At 64.4% G+C, this 21,372-nt stretch carries 20 protein-coding genes; all 20 read left to right on the top strand.

Going from position 1 to position 21,372, the window contains the following annotated elements; genetic code table 11:
* The first annotated feature begins 207 nt into the window (after positions 1-207).
* Positions 208-2,091 carry a TIGR03960 family B12-binding radical SAM protein gene (locus tag JW929_11695; GenBank protein ID MBN1440063.1) on the top strand — a complete coding sequence of 628 codons (1,884 nt, stop codon included), beginning with the start codon at positions 208-210 and terminating at the stop codon, positions 2,089-2,091.
* Entirely contained in the window at positions 2,088-2,741 is a 654-nt protein-coding gene (locus JW929_11690) for a DUF2344 domain-containing protein (GenBank protein ID MBN1440062.1), read from the top strand. Before JW929_11695 ends, JW929_11690 begins: the two co-directional genes overlap by 4 nt.
* 404 nt (positions 2,742-3,145) lie before the next feature.
* A complete protein-coding gene (locus tag JW929_11685; GenBank protein ID MBN1440061.1) occupies positions 3,146-3,610 on the top strand; it encodes a hypothetical protein in 465 nt (154 codons plus the stop codon).
* Positions 3,611-3,852: 242 nt separating this feature from the next.
* Entirely contained in the window at positions 3,853-4,386 is a 534-nt protein-coding gene (locus JW929_11680) for a hypothetical protein (GenBank protein ID MBN1440060.1), read from the top strand.
* Between the two features lie 177 nt (positions 4,387-4,563).
* Entirely contained in the window at positions 4,564-4,830 is a 267-nt protein-coding gene (locus tag JW929_11675; protein MBN1440059.1) for a hypothetical protein, read from the top strand.
* A 161-nt stretch (positions 4,831-4,991) separates the two neighbouring features.
* On the top strand, positions 4,992-5,393 hold the full coding sequence (locus JW929_11670; GenBank protein MBN1440058.1) for a hypothetical protein: 402 nt from the start codon (positions 4,992-4,994) through the stop codon (positions 5,391-5,393).
* Between the two features lie 118 nt (positions 5,394-5,511).
* Positions 5,512-6,189, top strand: a complete 678-nt coding sequence (locus JW929_11665) for a hypothetical protein (protein ID MBN1440057.1) — start codon at positions 5,512-5,514, stop codon at positions 6,187-6,189.
* Between the two features lie 68 nt (positions 6,190-6,257).
* Positions 6,258-7,208 carry a hypothetical protein gene (locus JW929_11660; protein ID MBN1440056.1) on the top strand — a complete coding sequence of 317 codons (951 nt, stop codon included), beginning with the start codon at positions 6,258-6,260 and terminating at the stop codon, positions 7,206-7,208.
* A 628-nt stretch (positions 7,209-7,836) separates the two neighbouring features.
* Positions 7,837-10,038, top strand: a complete 2,202-nt coding sequence (locus JW929_11655; GenBank protein ID MBN1440055.1) for a right-handed parallel beta-helix repeat-containing protein — start codon at positions 7,837-7,839, stop codon at positions 10,036-10,038.
* Positions 10,039-10,464: 426 nt separating this feature from the next.
* Positions 10,465-11,106, top strand: coding sequence for a YcxB family protein (locus JW929_11650; protein ID MBN1440054.1), 642 nt, complete (start codon positions 10,465-10,467; stop codon positions 11,104-11,106).
* A gap of 67 nt (positions 11,107-11,173) precedes the next feature.
* Positions 11,174-11,821 carry a hypothetical protein gene (locus tag JW929_11645; protein ID MBN1440053.1) on the top strand — a complete coding sequence of 216 codons (648 nt, stop codon included), beginning with the start codon at positions 11,174-11,176 and terminating at the stop codon, positions 11,819-11,821.
* 10 nt (positions 11,822-11,831) lie between these two features.
* Positions 11,832-12,590 carry a hypothetical protein gene (locus JW929_11640; protein MBN1440052.1) on the top strand — a complete coding sequence of 253 codons (759 nt, stop codon included), beginning with the start codon at positions 11,832-11,834 and terminating at the stop codon, positions 12,588-12,590.
* A gap of 74 nt (positions 12,591-12,664) precedes the next feature.
* Positions 12,665-13,174, top strand: a complete 510-nt coding sequence (locus tag JW929_11635) for an SRPBCC domain-containing protein (protein MBN1440051.1) — start codon at positions 12,665-12,667, stop codon at positions 13,172-13,174.
* A 113-nt stretch (positions 13,175-13,287) separates the two neighbouring features.
* The gene (locus tag JW929_11630) at positions 13,288-14,025 is read left to right on the top strand and encodes an LppX_LprAFG lipoprotein (GenBank protein MBN1440050.1); all 738 of its coding nucleotides are present in this window, start codon (positions 13,288-13,290) and stop codon (positions 14,023-14,025) included.
* Between the two features lie 212 nt (positions 14,026-14,237).
* Positions 14,238-15,821 (top strand): MFS transporter, encoded by a 1,584-nt coding sequence (locus JW929_11625; protein ID MBN1440049.1) that lies wholly within the window; start codon positions 14,238-14,240, stop codon positions 15,819-15,821.
* A 144-nt stretch (positions 15,822-15,965) separates the two neighbouring features.
* The gene (locus tag JW929_11620) at positions 15,966-16,157 is read left to right on the top strand and encodes a hypothetical protein (protein ID MBN1440048.1); all 192 of its coding nucleotides are present in this window, start codon (positions 15,966-15,968) and stop codon (positions 16,155-16,157) included.
* Positions 16,158-16,559: 402 nt separating this feature from the next.
* Positions 16,560-17,540, top strand: coding sequence for a hypothetical protein (locus JW929_11615; GenBank protein MBN1440047.1), 981 nt, complete (start codon positions 16,560-16,562; stop codon positions 17,538-17,540).
* Between the two features lie 1,069 nt (positions 17,541-18,609).
* On the top strand, positions 18,610-19,401 hold the full coding sequence (locus JW929_11610; protein MBN1440046.1) for a methyltransferase domain-containing protein: 792 nt from the start codon (positions 18,610-18,612) through the stop codon (positions 19,399-19,401).
* A gap of 145 nt (positions 19,402-19,546) precedes the next feature.
* Entirely contained in the window at positions 19,547-20,035 is a 489-nt protein-coding gene (locus JW929_11605) for a nitroreductase family protein (protein ID MBN1440045.1), read from the top strand.
* Positions 20,036-20,051: 16 nt separating this feature from the next.
* The gene (locus tag JW929_11600; protein ID MBN1440044.1) at positions 20,052-21,284 is read left to right on the top strand and encodes a hypothetical protein; all 1,233 of its coding nucleotides are present in this window, start codon (positions 20,052-20,054) and stop codon (positions 21,282-21,284) included.
* Positions 21,285-21,372 lie beyond the last annotated feature (88 nt).

Raw genomic sequence — 21,372 nt, 5'->3', positions numbered from 1 at the left:
CCCCCTGCCCTCTACGTTCGCGGACAGGCTCCTCCCTTCCCGGTTGGCGGATACCTTTTTGCCATCCCATCCCACCTCCCCCTGCCCCTCCTCCCTTCCCGTCATACGGGAAGGGAGGAGGGGATCAAAGCACCCCTTACTCATACAAAAGCAAGATGGGGAGGCAGGACGGGATGGTCCTGGGACCGTGGTAAAGTTATTCCCGCAATGGACTCCGCAACCATCTCCCGAATTCTTCCGCGCATTCTGCCCCGCGTGGAGAAGCCCGGCCGCTACACCGGCGGCGAACTGAACCAGGTTGTCAAGGATTGGAACGCCGTGCCGGTGCGGATCGCCCTGCTGTTCCCAGACATCTACGACATCGGCATGTCGAACCTCGGCCTGGCGGTGCTGTACGAGATCCTCAACGCGCGCCCCGACGCGCTGGCCGAACGGGCCTTTCTGCCGTGGCAGGATATGGAAGCGGCGATGCGCCGCGAAGGGATTCCGCTCTTCGCGCTCGAAAGCCGCCGGCCGCTGGCCGAATTCGACCTGGTGGGGATCACCCTCCCCTACGAATCGCTCTACACCAACGCCCTGCTGGCGCTGGACTTGGCGGGCATACCGCTGCGTGCGGCCGACCGCGGCGAGGATCATCCGCTGATCGTCGGCGGCGGGCATGCCGCATTCAACCCCGAACCGGTGGCGGAGTTCTTCGACGCCTTCGCCATCGGCGAAGGCGAGGAGCTGGCGCTCGACCTGGCGGATGTCCTGCGCCGGCGGAAGGAGGAAGGGGCCGGCCGGGGGGCGGCCCTGGAAAAGATCTCCCGGGTTTGGGGGATGTACGTTCCCGCGTTGTACGCTCCGGAATACCGCTCCGACGGAACCCTGATCCGTACGGCGCCGCAATCGGGGAAGGAGGATCTTCCCAATCCCGTCGTCAAACGGATCGTCCCGCGCCTGCCCCCCGCGCCGGTCCGGCCGATCGTCCCCTACCTGGAGACCGTTCACAACCGCTACGCGATCGAGATCATGCGCGGCTGCACGCGCGGCTGCCGCTTCTGCCAGGCCGGCCACGTCACCCGCCCGGTCCGCGAACGCTCCGCGGCCGACATCGTCGCCTCGATCGAAGCCGCGCTCGCCAACACCGGCTACGAGGAGGTGGCCCTGCTCTCGCTTTCCTCGTCGGACCATTCGCACATCACCGATCTGGTGCAGGCGCTCGGCGTGAAATTCGGCTCTTCGCGCCTGCGCATCTCGCTGCCTTCGCTGCGGATCGAGACCGTCTCGGTCGACCTGGTGGAGGCGCTGCGCTCCAGCCGCGGCGGCAACTTCACCCTTGCGCCCGAGGCGGCGACCGAATCGATGCGCGCCGTGCTCAACAAGCCGATATCCGCCCGCCAGTTGCTCGAGACGGTCGGCGAGATCTACCGCCGCAAGTGGACGACGGTCAAACTGTATTTTATGATCGGCCATCCGCGCGAGACGGCCGACGACGTGCGGGCGATCGCCGAGCTGGCCCGGGCCGTTCTGGCCGAGGGCCGGCGCCGCCTCGGGCGCCGGGCGGAAGTGCACGCCGGGGTGAGCACGCTCGTCCCCAAGCCGCACACCCCCTTCCAGTGGCTGGCGATGGACAGCCGGGAGCAGATCGCCGCCAAGCAGGACCTGCTGCGTCGCGAACTGCGCGGCCCGGGCATAAAGCTCGACCTCACCAAACCGGAGGTCACCCTGCTCGAAGCGCGGCTGTCACGCGGCGATCGGCGGATGGGCGAGGTGATCGCGCGGGCCTGGCGCGCCGGCGCGCGCTTCGACGCCTGGAGCGACCGCTTCCGACCCGTAGCGTGGGACGACGCCTTCCGGGAATCCGGAATCGACCCGGCGTTCTACACCCACCGCGAACGCGCGGCGGATGAGGTCTTCCCCTGGGACCATATCAGCGTCGGCATCCGAAAGGCATACCTGCGCCGGCAGTACGAAGACAGCCTGGCGGGGCGCACCCAGGGCGATTGCCGCCGGGAATGCTTCGGATGCGGGATCCTTTCCACCTTCCGCGAACTGCGCGAAGCGCTCCCCGCCGAGGAGCGGTTCTGTCCGATCGTGGATCGGCGATGACGCGGCTTCGCTACCGGATCCTCTTCGCCAAGACCGAAGCGATGCGCTGGACCGGCCATCTGGACCTGCAGCGCGCCTGGGAGCGGTTGCTGCGGCGCGCGGGCGTGCCCATCGCCTACTCCGAAGGCTTCCACCCGCATCCGAAGATCCAGATCGGCGCGGCGCTTCCGCTCGGCGTGACCGGGGAGAACGAACTCGTGGATATCGAGACCGACAGGGCGTGCGATCCGGATTCCAGCGCCGCGCGCCTCAACGGCCACGCGCCGCCGGGAATCCGGATTCTGCGAATCGAGGAGCGCGCGGAGGGATCGCCCGGACTGGAGAAGGTCATCCTGGCCGGCGAGTATGCCGCCGCGCCGCTGGAAGGCGCTTGGCCGGCGGATCTGCCGCGGCGGATCGCGGACCTCTTGGGAAGCTCCGAGCTTTCGCGCGAGCGGCGCGGGAAGAAGTACGACCTGCGGCCGCGGATCCTCTCACTTGGATTGGACGGGAACACGCTGCGGATGCGGCTGAGCCTTTTGCCGGAAGCGACGGGACGGCCGGACGAGGTGTTGGCGGCGCTGGGGGCGGATGACGTTGCAGCGGAGATCAAACGGGAAAGGCTGGTATTGCGCGAAACGACGCCCCTGCGAAATCCGCAAGTGGAATGATCGACTGCGGACCTCGGGCTGTGGCCTGTGTAATTCAGACCGTGGATCATAGTCAATCGGCCATCGGAAAATACAACCGGCCGGAAAGAAAAAATGACAGTCCGCCGAGGCGGGGAGGAGAGGCAATTGAGCAGACCCGGCTGGTTCCCGGGGCGCATCACCGGCCCGGCCCGCGCCGGAGCGGGCGGAGCAGCCAGCAACCAACGCGTTTTCGGCGCGCCCCGATGGAGCCGCTCAACATCTTCCGGCGGCCCGTCGAAGGGCGCCGGGGCCGGCCGCGGTCAGCACCCGTATCCCTTTGCGCGCCTACGGGGTTTATTCATATAATCCGCCTAGTGGCATGAAGGCCCTTCCGGCAAATTCGCCATACAACCCATCCGCTTTATTTAAAAGAAAGGACTCCCATGAAATCCTACGTTAAGTTCGGCCTCATCGCCGGGATCATCGGTTTTATCTTAACCCTTCCGCTCGCCGCCTTGGTGGGCATCTGCGCGCCGATGGTGGCCCTCGTGGCCGGCGCCGGCGCCGGATTCCTGGCCGTCTACACCGACAAAACCATCGTCCGCGCGGACGGGCCGAAATTCGGCGCGATGGCGGGCATCATCTCCGGCCTGTTCACCACGGCCGGGCAGATGATCGGCGGAATCGCCATCCTGCTCATCAACCAAGCCATGGGATCGCAAACACCTTTCGGAAGGGTCCCCGGTTTTTCGGCCGAGGCGGCCGAGCTTTTCGGGTATTACGCCGGCGGCTTGGGAGCGGGTTGTTGTTTCGGCGTCCTGGGACTGGCCCTCGGAGCCGGCGCCGGCGCGCTGGCCGGATTGCTGGCGGCGCCGAAGGCCGAACCCCCGCCTGCGCCCCTGCCGTAGCGGCGCCCGTTGATTTCAATTGCCGGATAGGACCACACGCCTGAAATTACCGTCGGCTGTGCTCGGATCCTGGATCGGCGCGGCCGCCGGCAGACTGTTCACGTTTTCGCTCCCGCTGACGGCTGGATCCGCGCCGGCGCGGCCATCCTCTGCGCCGGCGCGCGGGGTCCGGACGGCCTGCGGAATTTCGCCGTCGCCGATCCGGACGCCCTGTACGACTTGGCGTCGGACGCTTGGAGAATGTGGCATCAAACCACCCCGGCGAAACCTACGCCTCCGGGGAAAAGGGCGTGGTGATCCGCCACGCGCGCAGCCACGAGCCCGGGGCGGGTTGGACGGTCGATCCGCAACCGGCGTTTTCCCTGCCCGCCGATCCTTCGGCGCGGGACGCCGCATACAGCGAGACTCCCGGCGTGGTTTTCGATCCTGCGGCGCCGGCGGACCGGCGCTGCAAACTATATTACTCGGGCACCGGACGGATGCTTGATCTGGGTTTTCAGGATTACCAGATCGGGCTGGCCGTCTCCGCCGACGGGCGGTCGTTCACCCGGCTCGCGGAGTCCGAATCCCCCTACGGCCTGGCCGGATTGGTCCTGCGGGCCGAGGAGGCGCTGGCGGACCTTCCCGGATTCGCCGGCGGCATGGTCGCCGATCCGGAAGTGCAACTCGTCGGCGGGACGTACCACCTGTGGTTCTCCAGCTTCGCCTACGGCGCGGACCGGCGCAGCCCGGCCTTCGGCGTCGCGCACGCCGAATCTTCCGACGGCATCCACTAGATTCCCTCGCCGGGAAATCCCATCCCCGGCCTGCGCAACGCCGAGGGCGCCGGCGGCCAACAGCCGACGGCCGCGTGGAATCCGGCGCTTGAGCGGTTCGAAATATGGTTCACCGCGGATACGGACAAGGAACGCGCGGACATCCCCTCCGCGTTCAATCCGGCGCTCGGCGTTTGGATGGCGTGGTCCGCGGATGCGGTTTCCTGGACCGCGGATTTCAACGGACCGCGGGATGCGTACTGGAGGCCGGATTCACCAGACGAGGAATTCGGCCTCCTGACCGGGGCCGAGGCGGCGATCGCGCTAGGCGAGCGGCACCTTTTCTACACGGCCCGGAGCGGCCGCAACGTCCCGCAGGGCTTCCTCGTCCCGGTCCACGACAACCGCGGGTACGTTCCTGCGGTGCTGTGCCTGATGCATGCGGTGAAGAGCGCCGCCGAATGATCCCCGCGCGGGGCTGGCGGCCGGAAATGGTCGAATTCGGCCGCGCCCCCGCCGCCGATGAAACATACCCGATCCTAGCCTGTCTAAATAAAAACGAGCGTTACCCGACGCCGGTTCGGACGCCTCGCGCGGGACGCTCGCCTTGGAAAGGGACTTGGACGATGAAAAAAATGCCGATGCTGGCGGCTGCCGCGGCGGGCGCGCTGATGGTGCTCGCCGGTTGTTCCTCCTTCCCCGGCGGGACTCGCCTGGAATCCACGCGTTCCTGGAAATCGGATTTCACAAGCAAGACGGAAACAATCGAGGATACCCTCACCGTGGAACCGGGGATGGCCTTGCACACCCTGACCATCCGCAGCCTGGAGCTCAGCGCGGGCAGCTTACGTCTTTCGCTCGCCGCACCGGATGGGACGATCGTGTGGGAACAAACCTTCACCGCGCCCGCTTCCTTCCGCCACGAGGTGCGCCCGGAATACATGGAAGGGGAATGGCGCCTGCGGGGCGAATTGACCGGCGCGACCGGCAGGTACGATATCGCCTGGAGAGCGGCCAACACGCCCTAACCCCCTCCCGCAATCCGAGCATCTCCCCCGGCCTGCCTTTTCGATGCGGCCCGGCCGGCCATTATCCGCTGGCCGTCATTTCAATCGCCGGCCGGTTTCATCTGATAGAATCATCGGCATGCCCAACGATTCGGCTCAGGAAATCGTCGTCCGATTTTCCGCCCCCGTAAAAATCTCGGCGCTGCTCATCGCCGCCTCCTCCGCGGTCCTCTCCCTGCCCGTGGCGGTCCGGGCAATCCCCCAAGAAGCATTCGGGCCGTTGTTTGTTTTCCTTGCCTTCCCGGCCGGATTAGCCTACCTCGCCCTCGTCGTATTCGCCCGCCGTCTGCGCGTCACCGCCGACCGGATTGCGGCGGAAGGAGTCCCGAACCCGTTCTGGCCTTCCTTCGAATGCCGCTTCGCGGACATGACCGGGATTCAAAAAGAAGGCGGTTGGTCCTCGCTGGCGGTTTATAAATTCATGAAGACCAATCCCCTCCCGATTGCCAACCTGGAGTTATTGGATCGCGGCCCCGCCGAATTGCTGGAGGAGGTCCGCCAACGGGTCCCCGCGGAGAAGTTCATCGAGCCGGTTCCGTCCTCCCTGCGCAGCCGCTGGACGGTGCACCGCTGGAACGCCAGCGCCGCGATCCTGCTGGCGGCGGCCTGGATTTCCCTGCAATTGTTGGAAGCCGGTCCGCTAGTCTCCTTCGAACAGACCGGCTACGCCTTCCTGGATTCCCTGCTTCTGACCGCGGGGCTGATCCTGGGATTTGGGGATTTTCTGCTGCTGCAATTCATCAATCGGCATACGTAAAACCGCAGCGGGATCCGGGATTGCTCCGGTCTCCGCGGCCGGACACAGGCGGAGGGGAGCGGAGAATCATGAAACGACATCGATGTTTGCAGGTCGGGCTTCTTCTCGCGGCCGTCCCCGCCGCCGCGGCGGCGCTCGTCCTGCTTCTCTTGGGGCTGTACGCGGGAGCCGTGTACGCCCCGGACGCCGGCGAGATCAACGGCCGGCTGCTCTCGGGCGGCGAGCAGCGCAGATACATCCTGCATGTACCCGACACCTACGATCCCTCCGTCCCCGCTCCGCTGGTGATCAGCCTGCACGGCTTTGCCGAATGGCCCGCCCACCAGATGCAGATCAGCCGCTGGAACGATCTTTCGGACCGCGAGGGCTTCCTGGTGGTGTATCCCGCCGGTACCGGCTTCCCGCTCCGCTGGCGGATCCTGCGCGACCAAGCCGGAACGGAGGTCACGGCCGTCGACGTGGAGTTTATCTCCGCGCTGATCGACACGCTCTCGGCGGAATACAACCTCGATCCGGCGCGGATCTACGCCAACGGACTTTCCAACGGGGGAGGGATGTCGGAGGCGCTGGCATGCCTGCTTTCTGACAGGATCGCCGCGGTCGGCGGCGTCGCCGGCGCGTACGTGGTTCCGCCGGAGGAATGCCGTCCGGGGCGGGCCGTGCCGGTGATCGCCTTCCACGGCACGGCGGATCCGATCGTGCCCTTCGCCGGCGGGAAATCGGGCGGATCGCCTTACGCGTTTTCGCCGGTGGCGGACTGGGCGGCGGGCTGGGCGGCAAGGAACGGCTGCTTCGACGCGCCCGAATCCCTGCCGGCCGCCGGCGAGGTCAGCGGCATCCGCTACGGCGGGTGCCGCGGCGGGGCCGAAGTGATCTTCTACACCGTCGTCGGCGGCGGGCATACCTGGCCGGGCGGCGAGCCGCTGCCGGAATGGATCGCGGGGCGCACGACGCTGGACATCGACGCCACAGCCGTGATGTGGGAATTCTTCCTCCGCAATCCATTGACGACAGATTAATCCTTTCCAAAGCACGTTCCAAGCGCTGAATGGGGTACTGTCTGATCGCGCTTCCGCGTTCCGATCTACTGCTGATAGGTCTATTCGCCTACTCGCTGACCGCCCAGGAAATCTTCGGAAAGCTTTCGATCTTCGTATCTGCTCAGATTACCCCTCATCCGCCCTTCGGACACCTTGCCCGGAATTGCGCCGGGAACGGCTTCCCAGCCCCACAACAGCGGAAAAAAAATGTAATTATTCAAAGCCATCAATCTCGAGAGATGGGCTGGGAGAATGCCTCCCGTCACTGTCCCGCGCGGAGCGCGGGACAGTGACGGGAGGATGGGATGAGGGGAGAAAAATGGGGCGTGTTTTTCGGCGATTTTTCCAATCCTTACATCAGGCTGAGCAAATACAAACAGCCATTCTGAGGCTTTAATACAAGTCTTATTATTTATTAGACATTATGGGTATATATTATCCAATATACATGATGGATAGGTGAGCCTCTCTGTTCTGCCAATAAGCCACGACAGAAGCGCTCATCAAAGCCGAACCTTCCTTGCTAAAGGATGGCCGCTGTTCCACTAAAAGCCGGTAATGGATTCTATATGGTCGGTATGGTGGAACCGGAATTTAGAGGTTCTCGATGAAAAAACACAGCATCCCCCGCAGTGTTTTCATCCTGGCGCTTGGTTTGATCCTTGCCTGCGCCCCGCTGGATACGATCCGCGAAATCCTTGAATCGGGTTCGGTTCCGGTCATTGATCGCGGCGGCCTGGATCCCCTTCCTCCGCTGGAAGGCACCGAGTTGCCTTCCGGTCCGACATTGTACGTCGCCTTGTCGGGCAACGACGATAACGACTGCCTGACTGCGGCTGCGGCATGCCGGACGATCCCGGGCGCGATCGAAAAGGCGGAATGGCGGAGCGAGATCCGCATCTCCCCGGGGGCATACGACGGTTCCTTTACCATCCCCAAGGACCTCATTCTGGCCGGCCAACCCTCTTCCACCGCCAGGATTGTGAAACCGGCCTCCCCCTCACCCACAGCGCCGAACGTCATAGTCGCCGAGAACATCCGGGCCGAATTATTTAACCTTCAGATCGAAGGTCTGTCCGCGCCCTTGGAGCGGTCGACCGCCCACGGGCTTATGATAAATTCCGGCGGAACGGCACTGCTGGCGGGAGTTTCCATCCGTGGAAACCGGGGAACCGCCGTCTACAATCTGGGAACGCTGTATTTCAACGGCGGATCCGTGACCGGAAATGACACCGGCATCTTCAACTCCGGCACGGCGGACATCCGCGGAGTGGATATCCGCAACAATACCGGCGGCACGTTCGGGACCTACGGTTTTCTTAACCGGGGAGACGCCGCCCTTACGGATGTGGTTCTCCGCGACAACGCCGGAACCGGGGTTGAGCAGAGCGCAGGATCCCTGGTTCTGTCCGCAGGGTCCGTCGGGGGCAATCAGTGGGACGGTTTCCTGCTTGAAGCAGGGAACGCGGAAATCAACGGGACAGTCTTCGACGCCAACCATGAGACGGGCGTCGCAATCCGTAGCGGATCGGCGTCGTTGAACGCGGTCCGGATCGAGCGCAACGCGCGCGGATTGACGGTCGCCGGCGGCGATGTGGAGGCCGAGGATTCGTCGGTGCGGAATCACCCCAATCCGGGAATCGAGGTCTCCGCCGGGGGGCTTGCCCTGCGGGATGTGGAGGTCACGGGCAACCGCAACGGATTGGTCGTCCGCGGCAGCGGAAACGCCGCCGTCAACGGGGCCGTCTTCGAATCCAACGCCGGCGACGGCGTTTACCTGGAAGGCGGGCGGCTGACGATGAATAACAGCCGGGTGACAGGCAATCGGGCCGGCATGACAATCGACAGCGGCACGGCCACCGCCCAACGGGTCGCAGTTAACGGCAACACCTCCTACGGCGTACTCCTCCGGGAGGGGAGCCTGCGGCTGATGGACGCGCAGATCTTGGACAACGGCGATTTCGGATTCTGGCAGTACGGCGACCCGGCCGATTCCCTCCTGCCGGAGACGATTTTCGAACGGGTGGCGATCGCCCGAAACCGAAACGACGGAATCAACCTCCAGGAGGGAAGCCTGGAAGCGACCAACCTCACCGTCAGCAGCAACGCGGCCAACGGGATTACCGCCGCGTCCACGGCGGTTTCCCTGTCCTTCTCCACCGTGGTGTTCAATGAAGGCCAAGCGGGGATCTACGCCGGCGGAGGCGCGCGGATGACCTCCGCCAATAACATCGTCGTTTCCAACCGGTCCGTCCTGGGGGATTGCTACACCCATCCGACGGGGGAATTTAACCACCTCGGATTCGACCTTGCCTGCCGGCCCGACCTTGACAGCACAAGCCTCCGGCTGGGTCCGCTGACGGAGATCGGCGGAACGTTCGTGCATCCGCTGATGGCGGGAAGCCCGGCGATGGATGCGGCCGTAGGAGCCTGCCCGGCCGAAGATCAGCGCGGCGTCGCCCGGCCGGCGGGCGACGGATGCGACGTCGGCGCCTACGAATACGATCCGCTGGCGTCGGCCACTCCGTCCAGCGGAACCGCAACCGGAACATTGATCGTGACCGCCAACTGCCGCATCGGACCGGGAACGGCGTACGACATCTTCACCGTTCTGCAGGAGGGCTCGGTGGTTAACCTGGAAGGGCGGAACGATCGGATGCCAAGGTGGTGGTGGATCCTGGTTCCCGCCGGCGCTGCGCACTGCTGGCTTTCGGACGAAGTGCTGGCCGTCGAGGGCTCGGCGGCGGACCTGCCGGTGGTGGAAGCCCCGCCGCTGCCGGCGCCGGAACCATTCCAGCCGAACGCCTGATACGTCTTCATTGATCAGAATCAACCCCTGTGCACCGCTCCCCGCCGGTCAAACGCCCAACCCGGATGAGCCTGCCAACCGTAGCCGACCCCGGCAATCCTCCACATCCGGATTGATCCGGTGGATTCGGCGTGCGCCGGCCGGGCGGATGACGCGCTTTCGGCCGTGGCGCAAAGCCTCTTTCCGTTCACCGCATCCGTGGTCATGCGCCCGGGTGCCTGCCATCCCGGGGCCGCGCCGTAATGATCGGGAAAGATTTCCCATAGCCCTGCGAGAAAACCACCGCCCGCCTCCCCGTTGCGCACCCGCTTGCGGCGGCCATGCGTTTCGGAATCGCGGATACAATATTAAAAACCGCCGAAACCCTTGCGGGGCTTCCGCCATCGATTCGGCCGCCGGAATGGAAGCGCCGGGAAAGGCACCGCCGTGCAGATTGCGTTCGCCGGTTCGTTTTCGCAGGAAGAGTTCTTCGCCGCCGCCAAGTTCATCGAATCGCCGAAAACCGGAAGCCGGCCCGGGGCGCCCAGCCCCGCCTTTTTGTGGCTCGGATTCGGAATCGACTACCTGGCGCTTTTCCTGGCCTCCCTCGCCGGATACAAAATCCTTGGCGATTGGATCTACCTCGCCGTGGCGGCCATCGCGCTCCTGCCCGGATTGATCCTCACCCGCCAAGGCGTTCAATGGCTGAACCGCGCCCACGAAGCGTGGAATCAGAATCCCAGGGTGAAAAAACACCGTCGGGGAACGGCCTCCGAAGATTTTATCGAGACCGCCGTCGAGGGGGAAACGGTTCGTTCGGAGTGGTCCGGATACGGAGGCTTCGGGGAAAGCGGGGATTTGATTCTTCTGGTCCACGAATCCGGCCAGACGGTGCTTTTCCCAAAATCCCATTTCGCGTCCGAAGCGGATTGGTCGGAGTTCCGTTGCCTCGTGAAGCGGAAGCTTCCAGAGACGCACGCCCTCCCGCCGCGAAATCCCTGGAAAACGGCCAAGCAAATCCTGCCGGCCGCGGCGTTTCACCTTTTCCTCACCGGCTGTATGATCGGGTGGATCTTCCTGGACGCCTGATCCGGCCGCGCCCCGTTCCCGCGCGGCCGTCGATCGCGGCTGTCATTTCGGCGCACGGAGAAACCGCATGGAAATCGTTTCCTTGGACGTCCTCGGATACGACCGCCGGCCTGTGCCGGCCTCGATGATCGTCCACCCCGGGGAGACGGATCATCTAGGGATCATCCTCCCCGGATACCGGCACACGGTCGACATGCCGGACCTGCATTACGCCGGCCTGATCCTGCAGCAGCGCGGCGCGGACGTACTGCGGGTGGAGTACGCCTACCCGAAAACCGATTTCCGGCAGCGGCCGCAGGAGGAGCAGGCCAAATGGCTCGCCGCCGACGCGCGCGCCGCATGCGCCGCGGGGATGCGGCGACGCAAATATCAAAAGCTGACGGTGATCGGGAAATCCCTGGGGACTCTTGCGCTGGGACATTTGTTGGAGGATCCGGCCTTCGCGGCGGCCGCTTGCGTTTGGTCCACGCCGGTCCTGTCCAGCGAGTGGCTGTGCGCACAGATCCGCAAGTACCGCCCGCGGTCGCTGTTCATCATCGGCACCGCGGACGATTTCTACCAGCCGGCTGTGCTGGAGGATCTGGTCAACGCCACCCAGGGAGACACCCTGGTGCTGGAGAAGGTGCATCACGGATTGGAAATCACCGGAGACATCCCGGGGACGATGGAAGCATTAAGCAAGATCGTCGAGGCGATGCAAGGGTTCATAGAATGAGACGCCCCGCATGCTGGAACGAATCTGCCTGCAGCTGCCCGAAAGGCACCCGGATTTCCACGGGCGCCTGTTGAATTTTCTTGCTCCGCTCGGGAAGTCCGCTGAGCGCCGACTCGACCTACCGGCCTCCGATACTTCTTTCTTCCCGCTCCTTTCCATCGAATTCACCGCGCCCGCCGAAACCGTTCGGGCCGTTTTTTCGCTTTCGGGTGTCCGCCGGTCCGTTCCGATCGAAAACATCACCGGCGCCGAGAAAAAGAATCCCCGGCCCTACCGACACATTTCCGTGGAAGGGGTTTCCCAAAGATTATCCGAGCGCGGATGGAAAATCCTTCAAGCCGACCACATCGGCTTCAACCTGCCCTGGTTCGGACCGGATTTGCATCCCGGGATCCGGGAGTTGCGGGAGGCCCTTCGCGGGGAATGCCTGTATCACCGATACCCCAGCGGCGCACCATGGGATTTCATCCTTCCGGGGAATCCGGAGGAGACGGCCGGATGCGCGCCGATCGATTATTCCATCCTCCGCCGGCCGAAGTTCGAGCTGGTTTCCTTCGACGTCGCCTCCATCCCGCTCCTTCAAATCGACCTCTGCTTGAATGCCCCCTTCGGCGATTTCCGCCGACTCTTTCCGGAAGCCCTGTCGGATTCCGCGTTTTCCAATATTTGGCTTTACCTCAAGAAGCCGTACGGGGTCGATATCTGCCTGGTGATCAATGAGGAATTCTCCGGCGATTGGAGCCGGGTTTTCAAAGGATGCAGGCTGTGAGCGGGGGCTCGCCGCGTCCGGAGCGACACCAGCCCCGGCCATGGAGGTATCGCCCGCAAGGAAAGGAGCGACGGATGCCGATCGGACGGCGTGACCGCACCGTGGAAGGCGAAGCGACCGTGCCCGCTTCCATCGAGGAGGTTTGGCGCGCCTGGACGACGAAAGCGGGCGCGGAATCGTTTTTCGCCCCGCGCTGCGAAATCGACCTTCGTTCCGGGGGGAAATACGAGATGATTTTCGACCCGGAGGCCGCCCCCGGGAAACGGGGCTCCGAAGGGGCCGTCCTGCTCGCCGTGCAACCGCCGGCGATGCTGTCCTTCACCTGGAACGCGCCTCCCGAATTGCCGGAGATCCGCACGCAGCGGACGCACGTGACCGTCCGGCTGGAAAAGCTGGGGGCTTCCGAAACCCGCGTGACCCTGCGCCATGACGGCTGGGGCGAAGGCGACGGATGGGACGCCGCGTATGAACATTTCCAGCGGGCTTGGAAGCGGATCGTCCTCCCGCGCCTCCGGTACCGGTTCGAACACGGTCCGGTCGATTGGAGCAATCCGCCGAATCTTCCTCCGGCCCGCGGCGATTGATCCGGTCGGCGGAAAGCGGGGCGCCTGGCCCGCGGCGCGGCGGCGGAATCCGATCGGCCGATCGCTGATACAATCCTCCCGCGTCCGCCCCCGGGCGGGAAGGAGAATGCGGAATGAGAAAAGCCCTCGCAGTCTTGTTTCTCCTGGCGGTTTTCGCGGCGGCCTGCACGGCCCGGGATTCTTCCTCCGCCGGGTCGGGTTCGCAGCCCACCCGAACCAAGACACCGACCGTCACCCTCACCCCCACGCCCTCCCCGGCCGAGATCCTTGCCCAAGCCGGCGACGCGATGCTGGCGATGGACAGCGCCCGCTTCCTGCTGATCCGCGAGGGCGAGCCGGTCACACTCGATCCGGCTACCGGCATGACCTTCAGCGAAGCGGCCGGGGATTACCAAGCCCCGGACCGCGTGCGGGCGGACGTCAAAGTGATGCTGTTCGGCAACGTCCTGCAGATCGAGGTCTACTGGCTGCCGGAAGGAACCTACCTTTCGAATCCGCTGACCCGCCAGCTTGTCCCCGCCTCCGACGGTTTGGGCTTTGACGGGGCGTCAATCTTCCAGGCCGACGGCATGCCCGCGGTGCTGCGGACCGGGATCCAAAACCCACAGCGCGTCGGCACCGAGGACATCGAGGGAGTCGCGGCGATTCACATCCGCGGCGAGGCCGACGGCGCGGCCCTCGCCGCGCTGACGGCCGGCACCCTGCAAAGCGGAACGCTGTATCCGGTGGACGTGTGGGTGGACGCCGCGGCCTTCGTCCCGGCCCGCGTCCACGTCGCCGAGCCCGGCGGGAACGGCTGGCGGATCGATTTCTACGACATCGACGCGGAGATCGAAGTGCAACTGCCGTAAGTCCGCCCCTCATCCCGTCCTTCTCCCAGCTTACGCTGGGAGAAGGCGGCTGAATCCGTCCCATAATGCGGCGAGGCGAGGTCGGTTGAGGGAAAAGGCCACGCGCTCCCCGGCCCACCCATTGATCGGCCGGGGCGGGCTTTATGGAAATTGAATCTTCCACGCTTTTCTCAGCGATCTTTGTGTCTTTGCGGTAAAAGGATTCTTCGATTATGAAACGACCCGCATGGATCCTCGCCGCCGTGTGCCTGCCGGTGTTCCTTGGCGCGCTCGACCTGACGATCATCTCGGCCGTCCTGCCGGCGGTGGTGGCCGACCTCGAGGTGCCGCTGCAGACCGGCCTCGACGACGCCGCCTGGGCGGTGACCGGGTACCTGCTGGCCTACGCCGTCAGCATGACCTTCATGGGGCGCGTTTCGGATCTGTTGGGCCGGCGGCGCGTCTACCTGTTGTGCCTGATCGTCTTCTTCCTCGGCTCGTGGCTGGTTGCCGCGTCGCCTGGCGCGCCGGCGGAGTTGGCATACCGGATTGCGCGCGCGCTCGCCGGCGGGCGCCCCGACCGCAGCCTGATGGCTCTCTACGCGTTGATCTTTGGCCGCGTGGTGCAGGCCTTCGGCGCCGGCGCGATGGTGCCGGTGAGCATGGCGCTGGCGGCCGACCTCTTCCCTCCGCAGCGCCGCGCCCTGCCGCTCGGGGTGATCGGCGCGGTCGACACCGCCGGCTGGGTGCTGGGCCACCTCTACGGCGGGGTGATGGTGCAGTTTTTCGCCTGGCCGGTGCTGTTCTGGATCAACCTGCCGCTGATCGCGGTCCTCTTCGGATTGACCGTCTGGGCCTTCAAGGGGTTGCCCGCGGTCCGGGAGCGCGTCCCGATGGACTGGATCGGCGTGCTTTGGATCACGCTCACCCTCGCCGGATTGAACCTTGGCCTGGCCGCGGGGGACGCAAGCGCCGGCGCGGCGGCCGAGGCGGGCATCTCGCCCGTTCCGCTCGCGCTCGGCCTGCTGGCCTTCGCCGTTTTCATATGGCACGAACTGCGCGCGCCGCGGCCGCTGCTGGACCTGCGGTTGTTCCGCAACCGCAACGTCTCCGCCTCCGGCGCGCTCAACCTGCTGGTGGGATTCTGCCTGATGGCCGGGCTGGTCAGCGTGCCGCTGTTCATCAACCTGGCCGGCGCCGGCGGTGCCGGTCAGGGCGCGCTGGTCAGCGGCTACCTGCTTTCGGCGTTCACCATCCCGCTGGCGCTGGCCGCGATTCCCGGCGGCCTGCTGACCGCGCGGATCGGCTACCGGCTCACCACGCTGACCGGGATGTCGGCCGCCGCGCTCGGCTTCGGGCTGATGACGACCTGGCGGCCGGAGATGGCCGCCCAGGCGGTCGCGCTGTTCACCTCCGGCGCCATGCCGGATGCGGCCACTCTCGCCGGGACCCTGCACATGGCGGCCGGGCTCGCGCTGGCGGGAATCGGACTCGGTCTGACAATCGCGCCGGTCGGGACGGCGGTGATCAACGGCGCGGACGAATCCCAGCGCGGGATCGCCGCCGCGGCGGTGATCATCCTGCGGCTGATCGGGATGAGCCTGAGCGTCAGCCTGCTGACGACCTACGGCCTGCGGCGCACGGCGGAGATCAGCGCCGCGCTGCTGGAGGGCGTGCCGCTCACCGACCTGGCGCGGACCCTCGAAGCGGGCCTGCAGACGGTGACGCGGGTGACGGCCGAGATGGCCTGGATCGCGCTCTCGGTCGCCGCCGCGGGATTGATCCCGGCGCTGTTGCTGCGCCGAGGGGACGAATAAAACGACGGGGGGGGGGCGAACGCTCAGCAATCCGAATCACGGCTTCGCTTCACAAATTCCCGCACACGGTAAAAAATTTCCGCGCGCGCTTGCGTTCATTTCTTCGCCCTCTTCACCATGGTCCAGCGTTTCCTGGCCAACCCCGTGCCAGGCTCGGAATACTCTCAGTATGAATTTTTCCGGACCCACTATTTTCTTTTTCTCGGATTAACCATCGCCGTCGAGGCGCTTTGGTGCCGGATTGTGCTTCCCCTGCGCTTCCGCCAAGCTCTGCTGCTTTCCTTCACCGCGAACCTGGCATCCTACCTCGGCGGGGTGATCCTGTTCGGCTTCTGATCGGCGGCCGTTATCCCATCCTTCCCCTCCCTGCCCTCCCCCGCCTGATCACTCTATCGGCCATATGCCCTTCCTGCGGGAGGCCGCCGGGTAGCCATCCCATCCTTCCCCTCCCTACCCTCCCCCGCCTTCCCGTGATACGGGAAGGCGGGGGAGGAGATGGCCGTCATGGCTTTGTACAAAAGAAAAATAAGCGGAATAGACGGGGATATATAAAACAGTGCACCGTTGGGGCGCGCTCACCGCCGGCGGAGCGACGGCGCGGAACCGTTCCGAAAAATTGCGCTATACTCGAAGCGTCCTTTCCGCCCGGCCGGTCCGGCGGCCGGAGCGGCAAACGCCGCCCGTGCAATTCCCGGCCCGGCCCCCGTCTGTTCCTCGACTCGTTTGGGGAGGACGCTGATGAACAATCCATCGGACGGTATCGCTTCCAGGCTGCGGCGACGGCTCTACCCGCCGGCGGCGTATGCCCTGGCGGCCGCAGCCTGCCTGGGCTTCGCGCTGAGGTCATCCGCATCCGCGGATCCGCTTCCCGGCGGCGGGCGGTTCCCCATGGATGGCCGCTATCGCTACACCACCTTCGAGGCCAAAATGTCCGCCACCGCGGAGGCCAAAGCCTCGGCCACCGGCGCGGTCTTTGCCGCCGAAACCGCCGCCGCGTTATCCACCCAAACCGCGGAATTCGAAGCCACCCAGACCGCCAATGTGCCGGCCACCGCCACCGCCGGCGCCGAACAGACCGGCACTGCCGCCGCGGAATCCACCCGCAGGGCCGCCACCGCCGCCGCGCAGACGACCAAGACGGCGGCCGCCGGTGCGACCTCCACCGCCGCCGCGCAAGCCAACGCCACCGCCGGCTTCCGCGCCTCGGCCGCCGCCGCCGCGGAGGCCACCGCCTTCGCGATCCGGCAGGCGACCGAGTACGTCAGCCTGCCGGCGACCGCGACCGCCGGAGCGCAAGCGACCGTCGCCGCCGAGGAACAGGCCAGGCGGGACGCCGCCTGGCGGGATCTCCCGCGGATCTTCACCCTGAAATTTTTCGTCCTCCTGGCCTCGGCAATTCTGGTCGAACTGCTGATGGCGTTCTTTCTGGTTCGGGGCGTTTTCGACCGGATCGGCATCCGGTCCTCGAAAATCTTGCTCGCTGTGATCCCGGGCAACCTGGCCGCCGTCACCGCCGCCTGGTTCGGGATGTGGCTGTTGCAGACCGCCACTCCCCTCCCGTATGCCGTCGGCGTCCTGGCGGCGGAGACCTTTGAACTTTTTATCGAGGCGCTCTGGTTCCGGATCATCCTGCGCCTGCGGTTCCGCGAGGCGTTCCTGCTGTCGTTCAGCGCGAATCTGATGTCGTATGCCGCGGGGGTGGCATTGTTCGGATTCTAGAAAGAAAGCCGTTCGAGAAAGCCGCGCTCCCGATCGGCCATCCCATCCCTACCCTCACTACCCTCCCTCTCCTTCCCGTACAACGGAAAGGCGAGGGGGGAGTTTACTCCCAGGGAGAAGTACGTAGAAAAACATCAGGGAGGAGGCCGGGGTGGTTGAAAACCGATCAGGATAATCATTGCCGCAAGCGGACTTACTTTACCAAGCGATCCTTTCGGACAATCCGCCGGCAATAACTCTTTTGGGTCTTCTCCAAAACGTATGGGGCATCCCGAGGATAGGTGAATAATTCCCTCAGGCGAAAAAAGGGAAGAAACGCCGGGGGGCTTTTGGCCCGAGATAGCCGCTTGTCCTCCGGACTGCCCTCCTGGCGTAGAAATCCACCGATTTCGGCGTTTCACCCTTTTGCCGTACTCCGTCTGCGGAGTAGACAATATCAGCCACAAAGCGCACAAAGACAGCCCCAGGCAATCCTTTGTGCCCTTTGTGTTCTTTGTGGTGGCGCACCTATCCACCGGCGAAGAATCGGAGAACTCCTGCAAGAGGGTCATCTGGATCTATGTGGGCGGCAGGGAGGGTTCGGCGTCGCGGGAATGGGTGTCCGTCGAGCCGGCGATGCGGAGGCTGTCTTCGCGTCATGCCATAGAACATCGAAATACACCTCCCGGCGCGCGTCGGTCTTCTCCTTATGCCAAGGCGCTTTTCGTCCCCGGGAGGGGCAAAATCTGACATAAAGAATACGGCGAAGAACCACCTTTCTTATTGTCCGGGGTTTCCATCTTTTCCCGTACCCCTGATGGATGGAAAACAATTCCGCCCTCCGGATGGGTGAAAGCCCCGGATCGCAGTCACCGGCGCCGGAAAAAGAAACTGATAAAATCCTCCTTGGTAACATTCCGCTTCCGCCATGAAGTGCTGAAAAATGGTATATAGATGGCCGACAAGCATTATCTTGAGGACGCCTTCCGCGCGCCCGAAGAGATATTCAACCTAAGAACGGCCTGAGCGGAGAAAAGAATTCGTCAATTTTTGCATTAGGTCACCTTTTCATAAAAGGATAGCGTTCTCTATGGAATCTTTCCAAAGGGTCGACTTCACCCACCAAAGCGCCGCCGAATACGCAGGCATCGGCCTGGTCGGCACCTACTTGCTCGCCGCCCAGTGCGTGTGGCAAAAGCTGATGCCGCTCCGGATGGAGATCGGCACCCTGGTAGATTTCGGCTGCGGGGCGGGCAAATCCACCCGCGCCGCCTCCCGTTGCGTCCGCCCGCGGGGTACGGCCGTCGGCGTCGACATCTCGGCCGAGATGGTCGCCCAGGCGACAAAGGTCACGGCCGAATCGAAAGCCGCGCTGCCCGAAGTGGAGTTTGTCTATAAGCAGATCCAGTGCGAACACGGGCGCGAGGTCATCCCGCTCCCGGACGGCGCGGCCGACGCCGCGACGACGACGATGGTCCTGCAGGAGATGCAGACCGAGGAACAACTGCAGAACGCCGTCTCCGAGATCGGCCGGATCTCGAAAAAGGGCGGCTGGTTTGCCGCCGTATGCGACAACGACGCCATCGCCTGCGAGGAGTACACCGCTTTCACCTACGCCCCTTTTCCGGAAAACCGGACCCGGAGCGACAATTACGTCAAGAGCCGATCGACGGTCTCGAACATCGTCTGGGAGAAGGACCGCTTTTGGTCGCGCGAGATCCTCGCCCGCTGCATCGAACGGGCCGGCTTCCGGATCCGCTCGATCGACTATCCGCTGGCGGACCCGAAAACCCCGCCCTTCCCCGACGATCCCGCCATCCCGTGGAAGGACGAGCTGACTTTCTCCCCGCTGATGGTTTTCTGGAGCCGCAAGCTCGGATAAATAAAGATATGGAAGCAAAGATGCTATTTTTATGAATGGAGACCGCTGGAAGAAAATGGATCCTATTCGTTTCGGTTTCTACGCTGCGGAGTTCAATATAAGCACCATTCTCGTGTAAACAATTCGCATGTAAGGAGGAACCTCCATGGACGCACTGGAAGCCATCCGCAAACGCAGAACCATCCGCAAATACACCGGCGCGCCGATTCCCAAGCCGGACCTGGAGACGATCGTTGACGCGGGCCGCCTGGCGGCGACGGGCAGCAACAAACAGCCGTGGGATTTCGTCGTCGTCACGGACCGGGCGGCGGTCGCGGGCTTGAATACGGGAAAAGTCTGGATCGAACAGGCCGCGGCGGTGATCGCCGTGGTCATGGATCCGCAGCTCAGCCGCTGGTGGGTGGAGGACGGGGCGGCGGCCATCCAGAACATGCTCCTCGCCAGCACCGCGCTGGGGTACGGCGGCTGTTGGGTGGAAGGGGACATGCTCCCGCACGAGGAGGAATTCAAAGCCAAACTGGGGATCCCACCCGCGAAGCGGATCCTGGCGCTCGTGCCGATCGGGATCCCGGCCGAAACGCCGGTCAAGGAGAAGAAGCCGCTGGCGGAAGTGATCCATTGGGAAAAGTATTGACCACAAGGAGTCGGATGTGAAACGGATACTCTTCTCGGTCGGCATCAGCGCCGTTGAGGCGCTCGGGACCGTCACCCGGATGGTGGCGATTGCCGATGAGGTGCGCAAGCGTTCGCCGGAAACCGAAATCCTTTTCCGCGCGGCCGGAGTCGAGGCGGAGCACGTGTCCAAGCACGGCTACCGCTTCCGGCCGGGCTATAAACCGCCCATGTACGGCGTTCCCTTTTGGGTGTGGGGCATCCTGCAAACCCTGCAGGGCGAATGGAACGGCGAGGTGCCGCCGATCAAGGATATCGAAAGCGTCATCCGCATGAAGGGCATCTTCACCGGGTCGTACGTGGAAACCTCCTACCGCGAATGGGAGGAGCTCCTGCGAACCTTCCGACCGGACGTCGTCGTCAGCGACTTCGACTTCCTGGCGCCGGTGGCGGCGAGAGCCCACGGCATGCCGCTCTTCACCATCTTCAGTTCGACCGGCGATCCCTCCTACTACTGCGAACTCTTCTACGACAAACCCCGTCCGGACCGCCGCCTGCATCGCAGCTACAACCGCCTGCTGCGGCGCTTGAAGCTGCCGGAGGTCGCCAACGTCCTCGAGTTGTTCGGGGGATTCGATCATGCCCGGCGGCTGATTCCTTCCATCCCGGCCATGGAGGATGTGCCGGAAGACGCGCAAAACCGCTTCCTCGGCAGCCTGATCCCCGAGAAATTTTCGGGCCAATCCTGGGCCTGGGAGAAACGGCGGCCCTTGGTGTACGTGTACTTGAGCATCGGGCAGATATCCGCGCCGGCGGCCGAAAAAACCCTGGCGGCGGCGTTCGCCGAATCGGATTTCGACGTAGTCCTGGCGGGGGCCGGGCATCCGTATTTCGAAAAGCGGGGCGAATACCGGATCGGAAACGTGCGGTTCTTCCGGTTCCTCCCTTCCGATGAGGTCCTGAAACAGGCGGACATCGCCGTCCATCACGGCGGGCAGAACACGACCCTGCAATGCATCCAAGCCGGGGTTCCGGCGCTGATCTATCCGGGATTGCATTTCGAACGCTACTACAACGCCAAAAAGGCGTCCGCCATCGGCTGCGCCTACAACCTGAAGAACGAGGATTTCAATCCGAATTCGCTCCTGCGGCTGTGCCGGCAATTGCTGGAAAGGCGGCCGTTCCAAGCCAACCTCGAAACCTACGCCCGGGAGATCCGCCAACGGGGAGGGAGAAAAAAAGCCGCGGAAATCATATTGCAGGCGGCGTAAAGGTGGGATTATCATCGCCACACACGTCCTCCCGGGCGGGTGCGCCGGACCGGATTATTTACAGCGGACCGTCCGCCGCAAGTTGGAA

This window comes from Anaerolineales bacterium (assembly GCA_016928575.1).
Classification (GTDB): domain Bacteria; phylum Chloroflexota; class Anaerolineae; order Anaerolineales; family RBG-16-64-43; genus JAFGKK01.
The sequence above is the reverse complement of the archived record's forward strand: the minus strand, read 5'-3'. Positions and strand labels throughout refer to the sequence as shown.